This is a genomic window from Pseudoalteromonas sp. SR45-5, assembly GCF_014163565.1.
GTDB lineage: Bacteria > Pseudomonadota > Gammaproteobacteria > Enterobacterales > Alteromonadaceae > Pseudoalteromonas > Pseudoalteromonas distincta.
On sequence record NZ_JACJDN010000523.1, the window covers coordinates 1 to 2855 of the forward strand.

Consider the following 2855-nt stretch of genomic DNA (forward strand, 5'->3'; position numbering starts at 1 on the left):
GGACTTTCTTTTGAATTTTCATTTGAGTTTAATAAATCTTTAGATTTATTAAGTAATATTGAATTTTTTTGCTCTGATTGTTTAAATTCTCTTGATTCTATGAGTGCTTCGGAATTTGAAACGGTTGAACTCTCATCAAATACCAGATTACCTTCTTTCCTATTTAATTTTAATGAAGTGAACTTTATATCATCAAATAAGCCTATTTTAACTTTACTATCTAACATTCCGTTAAAAATAGAATTTGTGTCATTTGAGCTTAACTTTAATTGAAAAAGATAATCTGTTTCATAAACAGGGCTAGAAGTAGTTTCAATTAAGGCATTATCATAATGAAAAACAACCGAGATACCACAAACATTAATTTTAACTTTACTTTTATCTAAAGATATCAATTCTTTGAACTCAAATTCATTAGGTATAAATTTGAAGTTACCTAGGATAAATTCATAAAATTTATTTAACCAATACTCGAAATCTATATCTCTTGAAGAACTAAGCATCGAAGAAATTAAATCTACAGTAGACTTTATTTGTTTACATGATTTAATTGATTGTTCGACAGACCCATTAGTTAATTTAGATTCGCTAATAATGATATTTATTGTAACAATCGCATCAGCATCTATTGAAATATAAATACCTAATAAATCAGATATGTAATTTACAGTCCTTCCTATAGATTTAAATGCATCATCTTCTATTGGTGATTTAAACCAACTCAAATAATCGTCTAAATGCACCCAAAATATTGGTGATAACTTCTTTTTATTCTCAAATAAGTCTTCTAGTAGAGATGCAGCTCCTGCCGTTCCAACCAAATCGTGTGAAAAATTGCCATTACCTACAGATCTTAGCAATGTATCACTACTAAATGAGTTGGAAAGTGTAAATATTTTATCAACTAATAAAGGTACTTTGTCTGGGTGGACTAATTGCCAAGCTCTGAGATCTTGGTTCAAGCTTTTCGTTATATAGTGTGTTTCTTTATCCGTTACTATAGCTAATGAACGTTTACCACTCTCACCCTGTATATATCTTAATACTCTTCTGCTATTTTCTTCATATTCACTACATGAACTCAGTGTTTCTTTACTTAAAAGGAAATCATAGATCACTAACCAATTACATTTACTTAACCCTTTTGCTATCTCATTTTTTAAACCTGTTTGGCTTACCTCTCTACAAAATGAAGTATTTTCATTCAAGTTATTTGCTTTCATAAAAGCTTTGTGAAAAAGCCGACTAGTGCTGTTCTGAACATGGTTATTCATTGAAAATTGAGTTTTTCTAGCAACAGGATCTGAAGGTACTTTTCTAAATGCACAATATTCCCAATTCAAACCGTCATACTCTCTTTCAATATATTCAGGCGCAATCGTTGCAATCTTATTATGAATAAATAAAGGATCAAAGTTATAAATTAAATCGACTTCTCCATCTTCAACCTCATTGATATCATTTATAATTCTAATTTTAATATTGGTATCAACTTTAGATGAATCAAAACTTTCACATATAGTTTGGTATATTGAATCAAGAGCAGTCCTATTACTACAATTGAAAGCAAGTGACAGAAAAAGCTCTTCTTCATGGTTATCCGCAATCTTAAGAAGCTCTTCATAAACAGCCAAAAGGTGTTTATATGAAAATAATCCAACACATAGGATTTGCAAATGATGTCTTTCATTTGGATACGTTTCCAAAAATTTATTTGCTGTAGCATTAACTACGGATCTAATTTCACTATCGCTGATAGAATTTTGTGAGGTGCTCAGTTTTCCAAACTCAAAATAACCCGAATTAGATTGAGTAGAGACTAAATCTTCGAAACCATTTTCTTTACTTTTCTTGAGATAAAAACTCTTCCCATGGTTTACTAGTAAGTCTTTAAATAACTTAGCTAAAACACCGTCGCTCTTATTTGCAATACTTAATGATTTTTTATTATATTGTTCCGCAATTGCGTTAATCATCGAGTTTCTATTACTTTGCATTAGTAAACTAAATGGTGACCAAGGTAGGTAAACACTATAACTTGTACTCTCTGTTATATTAATTGTGTGGGCGGAAATTAATTCATAAACTAACTCATTTGCCTTTTCCCTATTTATCTTTAAAAGATAAATAGACTGGAAAACCTCTTCCAGTGCTAATTCTAAATCAATTACATTTCCACAAAGAGGTTTTTCTAATATTTCTTTAATAGATAACTGCCATTGCTTATAAAAATATAGAAACTTATCTTGTATTTGTTCAAATTCGACATCGCTTAAATATTGATGACTTTTAAGCTGAAATAATAAGTCGCTAAATGCTTTAGATTCGTTATCTGTTTTTTTAACTAAATTACCCTTTTTTATATTAGGACTTATAGCTGAAAACATATGAATATTATTTATTGTGGGTGTACTTTCTGAGCTTTTAACGAACAATGGATCCAAAGAAAGTGTATTTCTATGGAAAAAACCTTTTCTTTCTGTAACCTTAGGGAAATCTAGATATTTAGACGATTCGAAACCAAATGGATTAAAAGCCCACCTTAATTCCCAACTATTTACTGGGGCCTCATCTTCTGATGAACGCCTAATTATTCGAAAGTGAAGTTCATTGGCAACCTTACTGTCTCCATATTTTCTATTTTTCCGATCAACTGATGCAGCAAAATTCTCGTTGAATGAGCTTCCAAATTCAACTTTAAAATTATCACCAAACTGAGACCAAAAAGTAGTGAGATCTTTATATTCATTGTTAAAATAATTTAAAGCATACCAGTTTTTTCTTTCTAAACTTTTTCGAGTTCTATCTTTTGCCAGACTTAAGATAATAATGTCGTCTCCAACATCATTCAAAAG

General features: G+C 30.1%; 1 protein-coding gene. It reads right to left on the minus strand.

Annotated features, from left to right (window positions below; genetic code table 11):
• A partial coding sequence (locus H5072_RS16020; RefSeq protein WP_220488662.1) for a hypothetical protein occupies positions 1-2855 on the minus strand: 2855 nt, incomplete at both ends.